Here is an 18,396-nt window from a genome sequence, read left to right as displayed (position 1 = left end):
TGGAGAGTGGGAATGCAGAGAAGGAAGTTCAGCCGCGAGTTCAAACTTGAGGCGGTGAGGTTGGTGAAGGATCGAGGCGTTGCTGTTGCGCAGGCTGCCCGTGATCTGGATCTCCACGAGAACGTGCTGCGCAAGTGGGTCAGGGAGTTCGCTGCCGATCGACAGCATGCGTTTCCCGGCCATGGTCAGATGAAGCCAGAGCAGCAGGAGATCGACCGGCTGCGCAAGGAAGTGGCGAAGCTGAAGGCGGAACGCGACATCCTAAAAAAGGCCGCAGCCTACTTCGCGAGGGAAGCGATATGAGATTCGCCTTCATCGCGAAGCACCGTTCGATCTGGCCGGTGGCATGGCTGTGCAGTGCGCTGGACGTCTCCCGCTCGGGCTTCCATGCCTGGCTCAACCGCAGCCCCAGCGCCCGGTCGCGGCGCGACGAGGTGCTCATTCCCCGGATCGACCGCAGCTTCAAGAGCAGCGACCGAACCTATGGCGCCCGTCGTGTCTGGCATGACGTGCTGGCCGAAGGCTTCTCCTGCGGCCTTCATCGTGTCGAAAGGCTCATGCGGGAGAACGGGCTGCGTGCTCGGCCCCGACGCCGTGGATTGCCGAAGGATACGGGCGAGCGAGCCTCCGTGTCGGACAACCTGCTTGACCGCGCATTCGAGGCATCGGCGCCGAACCAGAAGTGGATCGCCGACTTCACCTACATCTGGACCGCCGAGGGATGGCTCTACGTTGCCGCCGTCGTCGACCTGTTCTCCCGCCGTGTCGTGGGTTGGGCGATGAAGGCAGAGATGACGGCCCAGCTCGTGACCGACGCCCTCATCATGGCGATCTGGCGCCGAGGCAAACCCGACAGCCTGCTCCATCACTCGGACCAGGGATCGCAATATACAAGCGAGCAGTTCCAGCGCCTGATGGCCGACCATGGCATCACCTGTTCGATGAGCCGGTCGGGCAACGTCTGGGACAATGCCGCGATGGAGAGCTTCTTCTCGTCGCTGAAAACCGAGCGGACAGCCCGCAAGGTCTACAGGAAAAGGGACGACGCAAGGGCAGATGTGTTCGATTACATCGAGCGCTTCTACAACCCCCGACGGAGGCACTCGACACTGGGCTACCTGAGTCCTGTCGAGTTCGAGGAGAAAGCTATGTTAGCTTAACCTCGTGTCCGAAAAACCGGCAGCAGGCCATTCATCACATTTTCCCGAAGGCATGGTGTGAGGACAACAAAATCAAACCGGCGGTCTTTGACGCTATCATCAACAAGACGCCGATATCATATAAGGCGAACCGTATGATTGGCCGCAAGGCGCCCTCTGAATATCTGGGATCAATCCAGTCTCACAAGCAGGTCGGGCTGCAAGATGCGGCAATGGACGCGATTGTCTCATCGCATCTGATCGACGCGGCGACCCTCCGGAGCGATGATTTCGAGCTCTTCTATGAACGCAGACGGCAGAGCCTGCTCGACCTCGTCGAACAGGCCATGGGTAAGGTCATCGACCGCGGCATCAGCCATGAAAAGGTCGACGATACCGATAGCGATGAAATCCAACTGATGGCGGTAAATGCATGAGTACGGCACCCATTGTTTCCAAGGTCTGGAGTTTTTGCACCACGCTTCGTGATGACGGCGTTGGCTATGGTGATTATCTGGAGCAGCTGACCTACCTGATTTTCCTCAAGATGGCCGATGAGTACGCAAAGCCGCCATACAGCCGCGACGTGGGGATCCCGAAAGAATATTCTTGGCAGAGCTTGAAAGCGAAACGCGGGGCAGAGCTTGAGGGCCACTACATCGAGCTCTTGCGCGAACTGGGCTCACACAAGGGTATGCTGGGGCAGATATTCACCAAAGCGCAGAACAAGATCCAGGACCCGGCCAAACTGTACCGACTGATCGACATGGTCGATGACGTGCAGTGGGTCACGATGGGCGCCGATGTCAAAGGCGATATCTACGAGGGCCTGCTGGAAAAAAATGCGGAGGACACGAAATCCGGCGCAGGGCAATACTTTACCCCGCGCGCGCTCATTCGTGCCATGGTGGAATGTGTACAGCCGGAGCCGGGCAAGACCATAGCCGATCCGGCCTGCGGCACAGGCGGATTCTTCCTGGCGGCTTATGACTTCATAACCGATCCCAAGAACTACCAGCTCGACAAGGCGCAGAAGGCGTTCCTGAAGCACGAGGCGTTCCACGGGAACGAGATCGTCGCCAATACCCGCCGCATGTGCCTGATGAATATGTTCTTGCACAACATCGGCGAAATCGACGGCGAAGGCGCGGTTTCACCGAACGACGCTCTCGTTGCGCCGAGTGCCCGGACATATGACTATGTTCTGGCAAACCCGCCCTTCGGCAAGAAGAGCTCCATGAGCTTCACCAACGAAGAAGGGGAGCAGGAAACCGATGACCTGACCTACAACAGGCAGGATTTTTGGGCGACGACTTCGAACAAGCAGCTGAACTTCGTCCAGCATATCCGCACGATGCTCAAGACGACGGGCTGTGCCGCCGTTGTGGTGCCTGACAACGTGCTTTTTGAAGGCGGTGCCGGAGAAACGATCCGCAAGAAGTGAACCGCCCCGGGTTTGCCGGAGGCTCCAACTCCTGAGAAGGTGGAGCCATCATGAGCAAGACGACGAACAAGTTTTCCCCCGAAGTGCGCCAGCGAGCCGTGCGGCTGGTTCTTGATCACGAGCCCGAGCATCCGTCGCGCTGGGCGGCGGTATCATCGGTGGCGGCCAAGATCGGCTGCACGGCGCAAACTCTGAATGAGTGGGTGAAGAAGTTCGAGGTTGATGCCGGCAAGCGGGCCGGTGTGCCGACGGACATGGCAGCGAAGCTGAAGGCTCTGGAGCGGGAGAACCGTGAGCTTCGACAGGCCAACGAGATCCTGCGCAAGGCGAGCGCTTATTTTGCCCAGGCGGAGCTCGACCGCCCTTTCAAACGATGATTGCGTTCATTGACGATCACCGCGAGGTTCACGGGGTCGAGCCGATCTGCAAGGTGCTGCCGATCGCCCCGTCGACCTACCGCAACCATGTCGCCAAGCGGGTCGATCCCGAGAAGCTCTCGGCGCGGGCGAAGCGGGACATGGCCTTAAGGCCGGAGATCGAGCGCGTCTTCGCCGAGAACTTTGAGGTCTATGGCGCGCGCAAGGTCTGGCGGCAGATGCTGCGCGAAGGTTTTACCGTCGCGCGCTGCACCGTCGAACGTCTGATGGCCGGCCTGGGCCTTCACGGCGTCATCCGCGGCAAGGCCATCCGGACTACGGTGCAGGACAAGGCGGCGCCATGTCCGCGCGACCATGTGAACCGGGTCTTCCATGCTCCGGCGCCGAACCGCCTCTGGCTGTCGGACTTCACCTATGTCAGCACCTGGTCGGGTTTCGTCTACGTGGCCTTCGTCATCGATGCCTATGCCCGCCGGATCGTCGGCTGGCGGGTGAGCAGGACCGCCCATGCGGGCTTCGTCCTCGATGCTCTCGAACAGGCTCTGCACGAACGGCGGCCCATCCATCGCGGCGGTCTGGTGCACCATTCCGATAGGGGCTCTCAATATGTCAGCATCCGCTACACCGAGCGCCTGGCCGAAGCCGGCATCGAGCCCTCCGTGGGCAGCGTTGGAGATTCCTACGACAACGCTCTCGCAGAGACGATCAACGGGCTATACAAGGCCGAGGTCATCCATCGACGCGGACCGTGGCGAAGCTTCGAGGCCGTCGAGTTTGCCACGCTGACGTGGGTCGACTGGTTCAACAATCGCCGGCTGCTGGAGCCCATCGGCAACGTCCCGCCGGCTGAAGCCGAGGAGCGCTACTACGCCATGCTGGAAGAACCAGCCATGGCAGCGTGACCCAAACGAAACGGCCTCCGGCAAACCCGGGGCGGTTCAAAGCTTCTGGAGAATACGGACCTTCATACCATTCTGCGGCTGCCGACGGGCATCTTTTACGCGAACGGCGTGAAGGCAAACGTCATTTTCTTCGATAACCGAGAGGCCAGTCCGAATCCCTGGACGAAGGAGGTCTGGTACTACGACTACCGTACCAACATCCATCACACGCTGAAAAAGAAGCCGATGAGGTTCGAAGACCTCTCGGACTTCATCACCTGCTACAATCCCGCAAATCGCCACGAACGCAAAGAGACCTGGGATGCGGAAGCGAATCCTGAGGGACGTTGGCGTAAGTTCAGCTACGACGAGCTAGTAGCTCGCGACAAAACCAGCCTCGACGTGTTTTGGCTGAAAGACAAGAGCCTTACCGACCTCGACAATCTACCGGAGCCGGATGAACTTGCCGAAGAGATTATCGAGAACCTTGAGGCGGGGTTGAACAGCTTCCGTGCTGTGTTGGCTTCATTGGGCAAGGCGGCATGATTTGATGCGAGACTGCCTGCTGACGTTCAGAAATCGTACCATGTTTGCCCTATGGGCAGATGGACCGACTCTCCGAAAGAGAGGTGGCGGGTGATTTCTGATGCAGATCTTAAAGAGATAAAGCCCAAGACGCCCACCGCTCAGGCTTCCTCGGGACACATCCAAAGTGGCATTCCGCTTCCGAAGGCTGCGCGCGTCCGTACGTTCTCGCCAGCTGAGTGGGAAGAGTTCATCGAAGAATGGTCGACATCACTCGGGGGCTCATACGGCAAAGTTCGACGTTTCGGCGGTTCGGGCGACCTTGGCGTTGACATTGCAGGATTTGTGGCGAGTACCGGCTTTGAGGGGGCTTGGGATAACTATCAGTGTAAACACTACAGTCATCCTCTTCGCCCAAGCGATGCCTGGGTGGAGATCGGCAAAATCATCTACTACGCGCATCTCGGAGAGTATTCGTCTCCCCGTGCGCACTACTTCGTTTGCTCGCAAGGGATAGGAACAAGCCTGGAGAAGCTTCTCAACGATCCTGATAAACTAAAAATTCAGACCCGAGCGAACTGGGATAAACACTGTAAGACAGGCATCACGGACACCTGCGAGGTGAAGCTCGAGGGTGATTTGCTCGCCTTCTTCGAGGCCTTTGATTTCAAAATATTTTCCTCAAAGTCGCTCATCGAGCTGATCGATGGTCATGCTACCACGGGATATCACGCCGTTAGATTTGGCGGCGGATTGCCGCTTCGTCCTGTCGCGGGTGCGCCCCCGTCAGCACCTGCACCGGAAGAAAGCCGGTACATTCGGCAGCTTCTTGACGCCTACGCCGATCATTTAGGCTCTCCGCTGGCTACGCCTGATGATCTGAAATCCAATGCTGCGTTCAGCAAGGATTTCCTCCGCCAGCGCGAGAGATTCTATCATGCAGAGTCGCTACGGAACTTCGCGCGCGATACCGTGCCTGAAGGAACGTTCGACGCCTTGCAGGATGAGGTTTACCACGGCGTCGTGGATGTTTGTGAGGGAACTTACGCGAACGGCTTCGAAAGGATGAAGGCGACCGTGGCGCAGGCCGCGCAAGTTGCGCTGACGGCCAATGCCCTCGCGCCTGCCACCAAGTCGCAAGACAGACAGGGCATTTGCCACCAGCTTGCCAACGATGACCGCCTGACTTGGGTGCCGAATGATGTCTGACAGCATCCGTCACACACCGTTTAACAGTCCGCTAGAGACAGGGGTTCGGTCTCTCGCGATTCTGGTGGCAGCTTATCCGGCGGCCTTCGATCTTCAAAGATTGATCGAAATGGATTATCTCGTCGTCCACTCCAGCGATGCTGGCGGACCCGAAAGCCTTCACGCGCCACTGCCCCTTCGTGCCGGTGAGTTACTCGTGCGACGTGGGCTGATTGAAAAGGGGCTGATGTTGATGATGAGCCGCGGCCTAGTCCAGCGGCTCCCGACGAGTGAAGGCATCAGCTATATGGCCGGAGAAGGCGCAGCGCCGTTCCTCGCTTCGCTCACCACAGAATATGCAATGCGTCTGAAGGACCGTGCCGAGTGGGCAGCCGCACACTTTGAAGGGGCTTCCACCGAGGAAATCCGCGGCATCACACAAAGCTTCTTCGACCGGTGGACAAGCCAGTTCCAGCCAACACAAAGAGGGCTGGGGTCATGACCGACAGTTACCTTCAACTTCGGAAGATTGCCTTCTCCGGTCCGAAGAAGCGCGCGGATGTCGAATTCAACCCAGGCGTCAACGTCATCTGCGGCGCGTCTGATACCGGCAAATCTTTCTTGGCTGAATCCATCGATTTCATGCTTGGTGGTTCAACCCTTAAGGAGATTCCTGAGCGCGCCGGATATGGCGAAGCCGCATTGGAGCTGGCGACCAGTCTTGGCGAGAATTGGCTGCTCCAAAGAGCAACGTCCGGCGGCGATTTCAAGCTGACAGACCTCAACATCAAAGGTGCAGAACCGACAATCCTGAAGCAAAGCCATGCGCATGATCGTACTGATAATGTTTCTGGTTTCCTGTTGGGAAAGATCGGTTTGCTTGGCAAACGTATCCTCAAGAGCAGCACGAAGGGAACAACGCAGAGCCTGAGCTTTCGCAATCTTGCTCGCCTCGTAATCGTGCAGGAGGGGGAAATTCAGCAGTCAGGTTCGCCTTTCTGGGGCGGACAGTTCACGCTCAAGACCCCAGAGCTTGCGACAGTCAAATTGTTGCTTACAGGCGTGGACGATTCAAATGTCGTTTCAGCCGGCGCTTCTTCTGAAAAGGACAATTCTCAACAGGTTGCCTTGATCGACGAACTGATTGCCGACCTCGCGAGCGATATTGCCGATGCTGGTCTGGATCGGGCTGACCTGTCAGATCAGTTGGAGCGGTTGGAGGGCTCGATCGAATCGCAGCGCGAGGGGTTAGTATCTGCGCAAGAGGAGCTTAATCAGCGACTCGCTGCCCGACGTGATTTGCTTCAGCAGCGTAGCGCCATTGAAGGCCGGCTTACGGAGATAGAGGAACTTCTGGCGCGCTTTGACCTTCTGCGAGAGCACTACGAAGTCGATACCAAGCGCCTCGCCGCGATTGAGGAGAGCGGTTCGATGTTCGTTCATGTGCAGCAGGCGCCTTGCCCTCTTTGCGGCGCTTCGCCAGAGGCGCAGCACCTCGATGACGACTGCGACGGGGATGTCGACGCGATCGTTCAGGCGGCGGCAGCAGAAATTGCGAAAATTGAGAAACTCAATGCTGAGCTGCATGACACAGTGAAGGATCTTCAAGGTGAACGCGGGGGCCTTTCGTCTCAGCTTGCGGAAATAATACAGGAGTACGAATCTCTGGACGCTGAGATTCGCGAAACGGTTTCTCCGCAAGTTGGCGATGCGCGCGGAGCGTTTGCGACCTTGGTAGAAAAGCGTGCCAGCGTCCAGAAGGCGATCAGCCTATACGACCGACTTGATAAGCTTGAACAGCGCAAGAAGACGATTTTGGAGATGGACGATTCGCCTGAAGAAAAGAAGCAGGTTGCCGCGGGCATTCCCGATTCGGTTTCGCACGCTTTGTCACTTAAGATTGAGACGATCCTTAAAGCTTGGAATTTTCCCGGTGAATGTCATGTTCACTTCGATAAGGCGACCAGCGATTTTGTGATTGATGGCAAACCCAGAGGTAGCAGAGGAAAAGGGCTCCGGGCGATCACACATACGGCCGTTACCCTCGCGCTCCTTGAATACTGCCAAGAGCATTCCCTGCCGCATCCGGGATTCGTGGTGCTCGACTCCCCGCTGCTGGCCTACTTCCAGCCGGAAGGGGATGAGGATCAGGCCCTTCAAGGCACTGACCTAAAGGAGCGGTTCTACAAATACCTCATTCAACATCACGGCAGTGACAGCCAGGTCATTATCATAGAAAACCAGCATCCGCCCGCGGTGTTCGAAAAGGACCTGACTATGACGGTGTTCACCCGAAATCCTGCCGAAGGGCGTTTCGGTTTTCTCTAGGTGACCGACTCATAACTTCGCAACCAGATGCGGATTGAAGCGAGCTGGACTGATGCGAGGAAGTTGTCGTCCCGTTTGTCGTAGCGGGTGGCGACGGCCCTGAAGTGTTTGAGTTTGTTGAAGAAGCGCTCGACGGCGTTGCGTTGGCGGTAGAGCCAGGCGCTGAAGGCGAAGGTTTTGACCCTGTTGGGCATGGCGCGGACATTGGCCCATGCACCGCGCCCGTCCATCTCTTCGCGCAAGGCGTCACTGTCGTAAGCCCTGTCGGCGAGACCCGCGCGCCATTTCTTTTTCGATGCCACTGCAGGAAGCCCCCTACGCGGATAGGGTTGTTCGCCCCTTCTTCTCCGGCCTGCTGCCGGATGAAGGGGCGCGCCAGCGTCTGGCGGGTGCGCTAGGAATCTCGGCGGGCAACGCTTTCGGGCTGCTGGAAGTGATCGGCGGCGAATGCGCCGGTGCCTTATCGCTCTATCCGGCTGGTGAGGCACCGCCCTCGTCCGACGATGACGGCATCGAAATTTTGAGCCAGCCCCGCCTTGAAGAAATCCTCGGCAAGCTGCGCGAGCGTCCTTTGCTCGGCGGTGAGGAAGGGGTGCGGCTTTCGCTCGCCGGCGCGCAGGACAAAATCGCTGTCTGCGTGGAGGGCGATGCCATCGGGCTCGCCAAAGGCGGGCGCCCGACCACGCATATCCTGAAGCCTTTCATACATCCGCGACTCGCGAAGAAACAAGCCATGGCGATTGGCGGGCGGGCGGTCCCTGACACCATCCAGTCGAAACACTGGCTGACGCTTGTTCCCGAGACGCGCGGTGCGCAGCGTTTGTTGGTCAAGGACATCGCTGATTTTGCTGGACGTATCGGGAAGGAGGCGGACGGGCTTCTGGCCGAGTTTGGGGATACAGGCATAGCTCATGGAATTCTTGGTGCGGTTCGCGCTGTGATCGAGACGCGTGCTGCGCACATGCTACGAATTATCGAAAATAACTGAGTTCAGCTCTGTCTTGCGCGGCGACCGTGCGCCGTTGACAGCAGCGAGGCCGCCGGGCAGTATTCGTGGGTGCATGTGAGCATAAGGCTGCGCCTGGCACCTCGAATATTGCGGCCATCAACAACCCAGCGCCAGTATGTACTGGTCAGGCTGATGAAATCCCGCAAACAATCTATGGAGGCGTGCCATGCACGACACGGATTCCTTTGTGCGGATGCCGGCCCTGGACGCAAGTGCCGCGCAGCCGCCTCTTTCTGAGGTGCTTCTCGTTTTTGAGAAGGAAGTCCAAGCTGCGTTTCAAGACGAGCTGTACCGCGTGCGCGACAATGGCGCGGTTTATCGCTGCGCGCGGGCGGGTGGCCGGCGGCGCAGACCGCTTGATGAGGTTTGGACGTTCGGCGGCCTGAACCGGCACTCGGGGTATTTCGAAATCGCGGGGCACGTCGTTCACCGCATCGTTGCCACGGCCTTCCACGGCGCCTGTCCGTCAGCAGAGCATGTCGTGGATCATATCGACACGAACCGCCTCAATAACCGGCCGGACAATCTGCGCTGGGTGACGCGGCTCGAAAACATCCTATTGAACCCGATCACGCGGGCAAGGATCGAGCTGGCCTATGGCTCGCTCGAAGCGTTCTTCGCCAATCCCGGCGCCAGCACCATTCCACAGTGGGAATGGATGCGCGTCGTCACGAAGGAGCAGGCGGAAGTGAGCCGGCAGCGCCTGCTGGCGTGGGCGCAGACCGCGCAGAACGGGAAAGGCGGGAAGCTCGATGATTGGGTGTTTGCGCCGGCACGGCCTGCGTTGCCGGTTGATGAGGCGCAGCTGACGGCCGCGCAGCGGGAAGCACAGGAGGTGCCGGCCTTCGCGTTTCCGGTCGCAGAACGTGAAGTGCGGATACCGGGCGCGGTGACGAAAAGTCCTATCTTCGAGCCGGAGCCGCTTGATACGCCTTCGCTCACAGAGAGCGCGTTTCAGCGCAAGTGGCGCACGCCCACTGAATTTCCGCAATGTCCGGCGGAAGTCGGAGATGAGGCGCTTGCGGATTATCTCGGGCGGCTGTCGCCTGGAGCGGTGTTCACGCGCAGCCGCTACGGCGAGAACCTCGTGGTAGAGGCGGGCATCGGTCCTGACAACGTGATGTCGGTCGTGTGCAGCGCGCCGCCGAACAGCGTTAAGGGTTGGACGCGCGCCAAGGTTTACATCGAAGGACGATTGTTCTGCCATGAATCAGGCGGGATGTTCTTCGAGGAGGCCAGCGCCATGAAGGCTCACTGCATGGCTATTGGCACGCCGCATGAGCACTATGGCGAGACGATTGACGACTATTGCTAAGGAGGAATTTTGCAGATCGCCTTGACCAAAACCGAGATAGAAGCGCTCGCCGCGTCTTACAAGTATTTTGCTGACGACGCGGCTTTGGGCCAACGAATGAAGGAAGCCCAAACCCGGGGATCGATGACGCTGGAAGATTTACAGGCAGTGGCGCGCTGGAAGTGGCGCGGCGGCCGCACACGGAGTCTGGTGAGCGAGAATAGCGCGGAGGATGTTGAGGAAATATCCCGCGTCGCCTTTTCGGCGAAGGGGGAGCGTCTCAAAATCGGGGCGCTCCTCGCGTTACGCGGTGTTGATTGGCCGATGGCCAGCGTCATTCTTCACTTTGCCTTTCCTGGGCAGTATCCCATTCTTGACGTTAGGGCGATGAATTCTGTTGGGGGCTCAACTTACTATACGTTTGAGAGATGGCTGGCGTACGGGGCGCTGTGTCGGGACAAAGCGAGGGACGAGGGCGTGACGATGCGTACGCTCGATCGCGCGCTATGGAGTGCTGACAAGAAGAAGTTGCCTCGCCGTCAACGTCGACAACGCCCGCCACAGAAATAGTCCGATCTATGCTTTGCTATCTTGCTCACCAATTTCCGGCTTTCGTAGAGAGCTTCCTGGAGCGTGGACGCCATCTGCGCCGCCGGTTCCGTGAAGAGACGGTAACTGACCTGTTGATGGGAAGCCTCATCACGGCTGGGAGCGGCAGGGTGATCGTCGAATTCCCCGACGAGCCCGTCACCGGGGCGGACATGGAATGGAACTTCGTCAACCAGACGGACGGGACGTTTTTCCGCATCTTGCTGCAGGCGAAGCAGGCTTATGGTGACGGGGAAAAATGGACGCGCCACGCCTATCGAGAGCTACTGCATACGTCCGGCAAAGGTACCAAGCTGCAGGCCGAAACCCTTTGCGATACCGCCCGCGCGCCCGGATCGGCAACCTATCCGCTGTATATCCTTTATCACCCGGCCCATACCTGCATGCTCGCACGCAAGGACCGTGTATCCAAAGTGGCGGGCGTCAACTTAGTCGACGGCTACTTGATCGAGCGGCTTGTAAAAGCAGCTAGTACCCGCCCGCTACGCACCAGCAACAAAAGCTTGCGCGTGATTTCCCCTCACATTTTCCCGTTGAGTGATATTTTCTGTCCGCCAACTATTCTGCCTGTGCCACCGTTCGCCCTGGCTCCCGGCAGCCCACCGGGGCCTATTTATGCCGTAACGTCGGGCGGCCGCCGAGCAATCGGATTTGCGATCCCGCCTACGCCGATTGAAGTGCGGAACCGACTTGCTGAGAGGCTGCAGGGCGGAGTTGAGGATGCGCCACCTGTACCTGAGATATCTCAATCAATCCCCGACGATGTGCGCGCGATGATACCGCGCTATCGCGAACCAAGCGGGCATGATGGGCCTGTACCGGTGAGCCGCTGGCGTGTCACTTTCGTATCAGCCAATCCGTCCGATGACAGTGAAGCCGGGTAGGTCGGCAAGGAGAGCTATTGGAGAGCGGGGCGGTTATAGGTATCGACGTAGGATGTTCGCCTGTCAGGCGGTCAAGCGCCATCTGCAGGCTGGAATGGTCGCTCACAACAGTGTCGTGGACGATCGCGCGTTTCCGGGCAGTCGAACCTGAGAGAGAACAGACCATCGCAAGGCTCGCGCGTGGGCAGCCCGTATTGGCGGCTGCTTTTGATGGCCCCATAAAGCGCGGCTTCGAGATCATCGGCCGCTACCGGGCAGCAGAGCGGATGCTGACGCGGCGTCTACGCCCGCTCATCGGCAAGCCCGGTCAATCCAGCGCGCCGGTCGGCAAGCTCTTGAACCTTCATGCCAACGTGTGCGTCGGGCACATCGTCAGGCACGCCGTCCTGAGTTCCGCGCGACATGGGGTTGCCATCGACGAAAAAGCATTGGTGGAGGCGTTTCCGAGTTCGTTCCTCGGTATGATGATTGCGGACCCAGAGCGTCTCGCGGCGCATAGAGCCGACCGCTCCGACACGTTTTACCGGCACCTCGCGACGGACGGCGTTCTAGCGTCGTTGATTGCGCACTGCCTTCCGGGCAGGCAACTGGCGGGAGATCTGCTTGCCATTGTCAACCACGATGATCGGGCCGCACTCGTCTGTGCATTATCGGCGCTCTGCGTAGCGAAAGGTGACTTTGTCGCCGTCGGTGACGACGACGGTTGGATCATCCTGCCGCCGAAAAATTTTATCCCGCCAGCCCAATGGCAGCTCCTCCAGCTCAACGGCAGCGAAGAGGTTGGCACGGGCATTCATATCAGTGCCGCGAAATTATAGTGCCGCTACAATTACATACGAGTTCCCAGTTTCATCCTGTCCGGCGCGCCAAAATTATTTCCGTCGTCGCGTCTGAATGCTTCTATAGCACGCCAGTTCTCGATACTGTGCACCATACGAAGACGTCGATGGCGCGCGTTGCAGGTGCCGTTGACCGGTTTCGGGAACGCTCATGGACATCATTGCAATCATCTAACGCGGAGGCAGTCGTGACGGCATTCAACGTTGTGCGCTTCAAGGTCAAGAGCGGCATGGAAGACGTCTTCCTTGATGCTCACCGGAACATAGCTCAGGACTGGCCGGGCTTGCGTCATGCCAACATCATTTCAGCCGCCGACGGACGTTACTGCATCATCGCGGAATGGGAGAGCGCCGAGGCGCTGGCCGCTGCCCGGGCGCATATGATAGCGACTCTCAACAGCTTCCGCGAAGCTCTGGTCGATCTGGGGGGCGGACTGGGCGTTACAGATCCGATCTCCGGGCCTGTTGTCCTGTCCGTGAAGTAAGACGCGAAGAAACCCTTGCATTGTCGATCAGCCGCGTCTCGCCAAGCCAAGCCGCCGCCAAAAGGCGCGCCGGCCTATCCAACGTTCGTATTTGCGCCAGATCCTCTTCGGCCCGCAATTCAAGATATTCTACACGCGCGTAACCGGCCGCGGCGATCTTCGACCGAGTCTCCGCGAGCGTTTCATCGACGCACGCGCCGACGGCGATCCGCTCCGCCGCCTCGAAAAGGGCAGATGCAAGCTTGGGCGCGACTGCGCGCTCAGCGATGGTCAAACGCAAATTGCGCGAAGACATGGCCAGTCCGTCCGGCTCGCGGACCGTCGGACATGGAACGATGTTTATCGGAATGTCCAGATCGCGCGCCATGCGCCGCACCACATGAAGCTGTTGGAAGTCCTTTTCGCCGAAGAAGGCAAGATCAGCCCCGGTCTGCAGGAAGAGCTTCGCCACCACCGTCGCAACACCGTCGAAATGCCCGGGCCGGCAGGCGCCGCAAAGCCCTTCGCTGACGCCACTCACCGATATCGTCGTGGCAAAACCGTCCGGGTACATCTGATCACCGTCGGGCGCGTACAGAAGATGCGCACCGAGCGGCAACAGTTTGACTGCGTCCGATTGCTCCGTCCGTGGATAGGCTGACAAGTCGGCAGCGCTGTTGAACTGCTTCGGGTTGACGAACAGCGTGACGACGACGCGATCCGCCTGCGCGAGCGCGGTGCGCACAAGGCTGAGATGCCCTTCGTGCAGAGCGCCCATCGTCGGCACCACGGCAATGCGCGCGCCGGCCTTGCGCCACTCCGCTACCATCGCGCGCAGGTCGGCAACCGTCCGTGCGACAGACACACTCATGCAGTCCCTCCACCCTTGGGGCTGTTGGCATCAATACCCTTTGGCAGTTCGCCGAAGACGTGCTCGGCTGCCGGAAAGCGCCGCTCGGACTTCGCGCGCATAGGCCGAGATCGCGGTCTCTGCCTCATCGGCGAGTTCAGCATATCGTTTGACGAATTTAGGCCTGAAGGCTTCGAACAGGCCGAGCATGTCGTCGACGACGAGAATCTGGCCGTCACAGGCCGGCGAGGCCCCGATGCCAATAGTTGGAATGGCGATCCCGGCGGTGATCTGCCTGGCGAGTGGCTCGGGCACTTTTTCAAGCACCACCGAGAACGCACCCGCATCGGCAATGGCTGCCGCGTCACACCGTATCCTGTCGGCATCGTCTCCGCGTCCCTGCACGCGATAGCCGCCGAAGGTGTTCACCGCCTGCAGTGTCAGGCCGATATGAGCCATGACCGGGATGCCGCGGGTGGCGAGAAAGCCGATGGTGGAGGCCAGATTCTCGCCCCCCTCCAGCTTGACCGCCGCGCAGCCGGTCTCAGCCATGAGCCTTGCCGCATTGCGAAAGGCCTGCTCCGGACCCTCCTCATCACCATGCCGACGCTGTCACCGACAAGGACGATGTCGCAATGCCGATCGACCAGCTTCGCGACCGGTGTGGTATATGCCGTCAGACAAACGAGCGGCGTGAGGCCCTTGCGCGCGCGAATATCGGGCGGCGTGGTCGCCTTCGTATGAGCAGTCGCGCTCAAAGGACCCTCCTTCCCCAGCGTCATCTGCTGGCGGAATGGCGTTTGGCATATTTTTGTGCAGGTGCGAAGAGCCAACAGACGCAGCGGCTGCGGCAACGGTGGGGAGACGATCGCAGCCTGCCTTAGCGGCCAACCCCAAGAGGCCTGCGAAGCGTGGGGCGAACCTCTTGCCATTGCCGGAATAGTATCGACCAACAGGGCCGTGGGTCTTTACGGGCGCGAACCGCGCGCCTTCCGCGAGGCGCGGCCAGCCGACGTCCACCATCGATGCGGCTAGAGTGCTAACTCGATTCTCAGTCGCCTGAATTGGTCCCGCCAGCCAGCGATTCGCCGCCGTCGGCGACCAATGCGTGGCCCGTCATGTAGGACGAGCGATCGGAAACCATGAACAGGATCACTTCAGCGATCTCGTCCACCGTCGCAAAGCGCCCCATCGGCACGATCTTTGCGATCGCGTGCTCCAAAGCTTCGCGACCGCCAAGCTGCTTCGTGTAAGGGTCGTTGAAAGGCGTATCGACCCAGCCGGGACACAGGGCGTTGACGCGTATCCCGTACCGGGCAACGTCGAGGGCCATCTGGCGCGTCATGGTGATCGACGCGGCCTTGCTGGTGATGTAGGCGGTCATGGCGCGATCAAGGAATACGCCGGAGTTCGACGACGTATTGAGGATCACGCCGCCCCCCTGCTTCTTCATGATGGGAAGAACTACCTGGCACGCGATGAATTGGGCATGGACGTTGACGGCCCACGAGCGATCGAAGCCGGTGCCGTCAATTTCCTCCACGCTACCGGCAACCTGCACGCCAGCATGATTGTGCAGAATGTCGATCCGGCCGAGCCGATCGGCGACGTCGCCGATAAGCGCGACGACTGCAGCGTCGTCGGTCACATCCAGTCTGCAGGCCTCCGCCCGGCCGCCCATGCCGGCAATGCGCTCGACAGTCGCCTGCGCAGCTTCCAGGTCACGATCGGTCACCACGACGATCGCCCCCTCGCGCGCCATGGCTTCCGATCCAGCGCGCCCGATGCCGGAGCCTGCCCCCGTGACGATCGCCGTGCGTCCCTCAAGAATCATCGGCACCTCCTTCTCAATATCGCCGGCGAAACAGATTTCGGCGTTCGTAGACAGCGACAGCCTCGTCGATCAGCGTCGCGATCGCATGGGCGCCGTAGTCGCGCCGCAGCATCTCAGCGCGAGCGGCAAGCAGGCCGGCGTCCGAGACGCGGCCCGGCCGCATCATCTCGTATGTTTCCAGGATGACATCCTGCGGCACCGTCACCAGTTCGGCGGCGCGCTCGAAATTAAGGGCCAGCCGATCGCGGCCGGCGGCACGCGCAATCCCGGCCTGAAGCCTCAGCACCTCCGCCGAGATGCGTATGTCGGCCGCGCCTATGCGTCCGGAAACGACGGCGTCAAGCGTCAAGCGATCAAGCGACAGGCCCGAAGCCGAGACGGCCTGCTCCGGCGCCTTCTCGGAAATCGGGTAGAGGTCCAGTGGCGAGTTCATTCCGACGGTCCTCCCTGGCCGATGCTCATGGCGAGATCGAGCGGCGGGGCGTCCGGCGCGACCAGACCCGTCTCGATGGCGTAGAGCATGGCGACGCGAACATGATAGCGCGCGCTCAGCGCCTGACCGTCGACGGGTACGAGGATCGGTTCCGGCGTGTCGCCGTTCGCATAGAGCGCCGCGTTGCGCCCCATCGCCCTGTAATGTTCCAGCGTCGTCACCGGCGCGTTGGAAAACAGCTCGATGTTCATATGCGGCAGGCGGTCGGCACGATGGATGACCGCCGTGCCCTTGGCCTGGATGCCGATGGCGTAGCCCGAGCCGGACAGGCGGGCCGCCGTCAGGCCGAGGAAGGAGGTGTCGGCGGTGTGGCGTATGCGGATCAACCGCGGCACGCCGCCGCCCTCGCGCACGCCGTCAGTCAGCGCCAGCACCACGTCGATCAAATCGTGCCCGGCCGTCGTCTGCGTCAGCTCGTTGCCGAAGGCGGGACTCAGGCCTATGACCACCTCGCGCGGATCACTGCCCTTGCGGGCGTCCCCCATAGCGGTCAACCAGGGCGCGGCGGTCGGATCGATGCGGCGCTCGCGCTCCAGCACCTTCTCGCGCGTCTGAAGATCGCGCACGCCGCGCACCGCCTCCCAGCGCGCATCGGGCATGCGATAGCCGCTGCCCGGACCACGATAGTCGTTGGGGTCGTTCAGCGCGCTGATCACCCTGCCCTCGCGCAGGATCGCCGACGTCTGCAGGTAATCGCCGGAAATGCGCTGCCGCAGCATCAGGAGAAGGTTCTCGGCTTCGCGGACAAAGCCGCGCCGCTGAAGCGCCCGCACGACGTCGACAGCCGTCAATCCCCTGTCCCGGATCGCCTCGCTGATGCGCGTGATTTCGCGGGTCGAGAATGTCTCCGTCTCGAGCGACCCCGAAGCCGCAGCGACCGAAAGCATCCAGCTTTCCGGCACGCCGGCGAGCTTCAGCTCCTCGAAAACCGCCGCGATGGCGTGGACAGCGCGCATGCGCAATTCGCGCATGTCGCCCTCCTCGACCGGAGTCAGTCCGCCATCGGCTTCGAAGTCGCGCTGCAGCGCGAGGAAATCCTCGATATCCTCTCCGTTGAAAAGAGAGGGATTGAAGGAATTGTCGTATTTGCGGATCGAGCCGAAGCCCGAGCAGAGCAGGTCCGACCCCGCCATCAGGAAGGGCGTGATCTTGGCGCCGATGCGGATCTCGGATTCGCTGACGCGCGTGTCGTTGCCCGAGGCGCATTCGAGCCCGAGCCAGACGGCGATGAGGTTTTCCGCCATCAGCTCGCGCATGCCGCCGGCCATCGACACCGTCAAAGGCGCGCCGTCGATGCCGCCGTTCTGCGTTCCCTGAACGCCCATGGCGCGCTGCAGGCAGAGACAGCGCGCCTCGAGGTAAAGCACCGACCGGCGCTCGTGAAAACCCATCAGGAGTTCGGCAGAGGCGCCGGACGTACAGCGCGCCTTGATGCCGCGCGAAGCATAGGCGGCGGTCAGGAACGCTTTCGACCACGGCGTATCGTCGCCGTCCACGAAGGCAGCTTCCGTGCCGTAGACCGACACCGTCTCGGCGTAGGACGTGAAGCCGGCCATTCCGATGCGCAGTTCCTCGGCCTCCTCGATCGAGCACTGGAACAGCACGCCGCCGCGTCCGACCGCGGCACCCACGGCGCAGGCCATCGCATTGGCCCAGGAGTTGGATGCGACCCGCATCGTGGTTTCGATTTCATCGAAGCCGAGCGCAACCGCGACAGCAGAATCGGCCGCCAGCTGGAGAGGGTCGTCCTTGGCGTTGGTGACGTGCGCCTGGTTTCCAGGCGTCTGGCGCTGCCGCATCTTGGAATAGGCGAAGGTAAGCTCCAGTGAGGACATCTCCGCCACCACCGATACGAGCTTCGCCGGCGTCATGCCTCGGGCGAGCCGTTCGAGCTTCTGACGCGGCACATTGATATCGACGAGCATGCGGGCGATCTGGGCCGAATCCATCGCCATCGCCTCGCCGATTGCGTCCTGATCGAGGTGATGGGCGGCGATGAATGCGTCCAGTATGTCGAAGTCCGCTTCGGGCTTGCCGTCGATCTCGACGACGCGGCCGTTTTCGACACGCGCCGATGGAGCCGGATCCCACGGGCTGTGGAAGGTCGAGAATCCCGCTTCCGGGTCCTCGGCGGCGAACTGGTCGTGACGCAGCGGTCGCGCGTCCCATTCGTCGAAGCGGCGCCAGCGCGGGGGCGATGTCATCGTGCTTCTCCCCGAAGGGTCACGATCGCGGACC

At 60.6% G+C, this 18,396-nt stretch carries 17 protein-coding genes, 3 pseudogenes and 1 other annotated feature; of the genes and pseudogenes, 14 read left to right on the top strand and 6 right to left on the bottom strand.

Going from position 1 to position 18,396, the window contains the following annotated elements; translation table 11 throughout:
* The first annotated feature begins 12 nt into the window (after positions 1-12).
* The 8 genes from M9955_09265 (at position 13) to M9955_09230 (ending at position 7,882) form a co-directional block, all read left to right on the top strand.
* Positions 13-1,160, top strand: a protein-coding gene (locus tag M9955_09265) for an IS3 family transposase (GenBank protein MCO5081829.1) whose coding sequence is annotated in 2 segments (ribosomal slippage) — positions 13-262 and positions 262-1,160 — 1,149 coding nt in all. Because the reading frame shifts where the segments join, the coding sequence is not laid out codon by codon here.
* 134 nt (positions 1,161-1,294) lie between these two features.
* Positions 1,295-1,576: a hypothetical protein gene (locus M9955_09260; protein MCO5081828.1), complete on the top strand. Its 282-nt coding sequence runs from the start codon at positions 1,295-1,297 to the stop codon at positions 1,574-1,576.
* A complete protein-coding gene (locus tag M9955_09255; protein MCO5081827.1) occupies positions 1,573-2,583 on the top strand; it encodes a type I restriction-modification system subunit M in 1,011 nt (336 codons plus the stop codon). The genes M9955_09260 and M9955_09255 overlap by 4 nt, the downstream gene beginning before the upstream one ends.
* A gap of 50 nt (positions 2,584-2,633) precedes the next feature.
* A protein-coding gene (locus M9955_09250; GenBank protein MCO5081826.1) for an IS3 family transposase occupies positions 2,634-3,862 on the top strand; the annotation gives its coding sequence in 2 pieces (ribosomal slippage) (positions 2,634-2,922 and positions 2,922-3,862; 1,230 coding nt in all).
* Positions 2,915-3,031: a sequence feature (AL1L pseudoknot), on the top strand. (Overlaps the previous gene by 117 nt.)
* A gap of 90 nt (positions 3,863-3,952) precedes the next feature.
* Positions 3,953-4,387: an N-6 DNA methylase gene (locus tag M9955_09245; GenBank protein MCO5081825.1), complete on the top strand. Its 435-nt coding sequence runs from the start codon at positions 3,953-3,955 to the stop codon at positions 4,385-4,387.
* 90 nt (positions 4,388-4,477) lie between these two features.
* A complete protein-coding gene (locus M9955_09240; GenBank protein MCO5081824.1) occupies positions 4,478-5,575 on the top strand; it encodes a restriction endonuclease in 1,098 nt (365 codons plus the stop codon).
* Positions 5,568-6,056 (top strand): threonine transporter, encoded by a 489-nt coding sequence (locus M9955_09235; GenBank protein ID MCO5081823.1) that lies wholly within the window; start codon positions 5,568-5,570, stop codon positions 6,054-6,056. The genes M9955_09240 and M9955_09235 overlap by 8 nt, the downstream gene beginning before the upstream one ends.
* Positions 6,053-7,882, top strand: a complete 1,830-nt coding sequence (locus M9955_09230; protein ID MCO5081822.1) for an AAA family ATPase — start codon at positions 6,053-6,055, stop codon at positions 7,880-7,882. The genes M9955_09235 and M9955_09230 overlap by 4 nt, the downstream gene beginning before the upstream one ends.
* Here M9955_09230 and M9955_09225 read toward each other — a convergent pair.
* Positions 7,879-8,154: pseudogene (locus M9955_09225) on the bottom strand (transposase). The gene M9955_09230 and the pseudogene M9955_09225 sit on opposite strands and share 4 nt — an antisense overlap.
* A gap of 2 nt (positions 8,155-8,156) precedes the next feature.
* Here M9955_09225 and M9955_09220 point away from each other — a divergent pair.
* From M9955_09220 to M9955_09195, 6 genes and pseudogenes are all read left to right on the top strand, one after another.
* Positions 8,157-8,870 (top strand): annotated as a pseudogene (locus M9955_09220) (HipA N-terminal domain-containing protein).
* 187 nt (positions 8,871-9,057) lie between these two features.
* Positions 9,058-10,206 (top strand): HNH endonuclease, encoded by a 1,149-nt coding sequence (locus M9955_09215; protein MCO5081821.1) that lies wholly within the window; start codon positions 9,058-9,060, stop codon positions 10,204-10,206.
* A gap of 9 nt (positions 10,207-10,215) precedes the next feature.
* Complete coding sequence (locus M9955_09210) at positions 10,216-10,755, top strand: hypothetical protein (GenBank protein MCO5081820.1); 540 nt, start codon at positions 10,216-10,218, stop codon at positions 10,753-10,755.
* Positions 10,756-10,904: 149 nt separating this feature from the next.
* Positions 10,905-11,678, top strand: a complete 774-nt coding sequence (locus tag M9955_09205) for a hypothetical protein (GenBank protein MCO5081819.1) — start codon at positions 10,905-10,907, stop codon at positions 11,676-11,678.
* 194 nt (positions 11,679-11,872) lie between these two features.
* On the top strand, positions 11,873-12,496 hold the full coding sequence (locus M9955_09200) for a hypothetical protein (GenBank protein ID MCO5081818.1): 624 nt from the start codon (positions 11,873-11,875) through the stop codon (positions 12,494-12,496).
* Between the two features lie 128 nt (positions 12,497-12,624).
* A complete protein-coding gene (locus tag M9955_09195; protein ID MCO5081817.1) occupies positions 12,625-13,002 on the top strand; it encodes an antibiotic biosynthesis monooxygenase in 378 nt (125 codons plus the stop codon).
* On the opposite strand, the gene panC is transcribed toward M9955_09195, so the two are convergent.
* From panC to M9955_09170, 5 genes and pseudogenes are all read right to left on the bottom strand, one after another.
* Complete coding sequence (gene panC, locus M9955_09190; GenBank protein ID MCO5081816.1) at positions 12,959-13,852, bottom strand: pantoate--beta-alanine ligase; 894 nt, start codon at positions 13,850-13,852, stop codon at positions 12,959-12,961. The two genes, M9955_09195 and panC, sit on opposite strands and share 44 nt — an antisense overlap.
* A pseudogene (locus tag M9955_09185) lies at positions 13,849-14,589 on the bottom strand (3-methyl-2-oxobutanoate hydroxymethyltransferase). The gene panC and the pseudogene M9955_09185 overlap by 4 nt, the downstream one beginning before the upstream one ends.
* Positions 14,590-14,882: 293 nt before the next feature.
* Positions 14,883-15,665, bottom strand: coding sequence for an SDR family oxidoreductase (locus tag M9955_09180; GenBank protein MCO5081815.1), 783 nt, complete (start codon positions 15,663-15,665; stop codon positions 14,883-14,885).
* Between the two features lie 13 nt (positions 15,666-15,678).
* A complete protein-coding gene (locus M9955_09175; GenBank protein ID MCO5081814.1) occupies positions 15,679-16,098 on the bottom strand; it encodes a diol dehydratase small subunit in 420 nt (139 codons plus the stop codon).
* The gene (locus tag M9955_09170; protein MCO5081813.1) at positions 16,095-18,362 is read right to left on the bottom strand and encodes a glycerol dehydratase; all 2,268 of its coding nucleotides are present in this window, start codon (positions 18,360-18,362) and stop codon (positions 16,095-16,097) included. The genes M9955_09175 and M9955_09170 overlap by 4 nt, the downstream gene beginning before the upstream one ends.
* Between the last annotated feature and the right edge of the window lie 34 nt (positions 18,363-18,396).

The organism is Rhizobiaceae bacterium, assembly GCA_023953845.1.
GTDB lineage: Bacteria > Pseudomonadota > Alphaproteobacteria > Rhizobiales > Rhizobiaceae > Arvimicrobium.
Note: the sequence above shows the minus strand (reverse complement) of the source record. Positions and strands in the feature narration are given on the sequence as shown.